General features: G+C 40.8%; 2 protein-coding genes. One reads left to right on the top strand and one right to left on the bottom strand.

The annotated features are described in order from the left end of the window. Positions 1-189 (top strand): hypothetical protein (locus ACTNC3_RS11425; RefSeq protein WP_441227509.1); only part of this gene is annotated, 189 nt, incomplete at its 5' end. Between the two features lie 378 nt (positions 190-567). Here ACTNC3_RS11425 and ACTNC3_RS11420 read toward each other — a convergent pair. After that, positions 568-818, bottom strand: a 251-nt coding sequence (locus ACTNC3_RS11420; protein ID WP_441227508.1) for a hypothetical protein, incomplete at its 5' end; no start/stop codon positions are given.

The raw sequence follows: 818 nt of genomic DNA, 5'->3' as shown, positions 1-818 counted from the left end.
TGCAAAATATCCACTCTCAGGCGATTTCAAAAATATTGGATACGAAAAGCCTTGTTTCCTAAGAGGAATCCGGGCTCGCATAACCAGTATTTAAAAAAAGAAGGTTTATTGGATATCAGCCGAAAGAAACTCTTCTCTGAAGTCAGAAATACATATCCACCATTTAAAAAAGCAAGGATTCTTCGATAGTACGCTTATATGCGTATGCCTGATTTCGCAGAAAACTATCCAATAAGTGCCTTATTTGAAAATCTTAGATAGTTTAGCTCCGTACACAAAAATGATAGATGGTGTTAAAAATATCCACGATTTCGAAAGCAACTGGGTATTGGATAGTGCCATCCATCTTCATCTATTTCACCCGGTTCGCCAGTGAAAATTTCCGGGCCGCGCTCGATGATCATCTGAAAATCGAACAGTATTCCAGCGCGGCATCCGCACGCAAAGAAAAAATTGTCGATTTTTTTGTTTGTTTGCATGGGGCGGGACCGATATGTAAATAGATAAAGGCAGCCGAATGGGGTGGGCAAACAAAAAGAGACGCTCGGCATAGGCGTCTCATAAAAATCAAACGAGGATGAAGACATCGCCTTGCCCGAACAGTAACGACTGGACATGCGATGCTTTTTTCGAAAATCGTGTATATGGATTTCCTGCCTGAAATCGAAAATCGACAGGTAAAATAGACACGGACGTTCTCATTCTGAAATCGTGTATATTTAATCGGCGATTGACAGCGAAAATCAGCATCTGATTTCGATTTTCATGGACACGATTTCCGAAAAAGTCCTTCCATGTATAGTTTCTCTCCTGAATCC

The sequence above is a fragment of the Oribacterium sp. HCP3S3_B9 genome (genome assembly GCF_052064255.1).
Taxonomy (GTDB): Bacteria; Bacillota; Clostridia; order Lachnospirales; family Lachnospiraceae; genus Oribacterium.
Note: the sequence above shows the minus strand (reverse complement) of the source record. Positions and strands in the feature narration are given on the sequence as shown.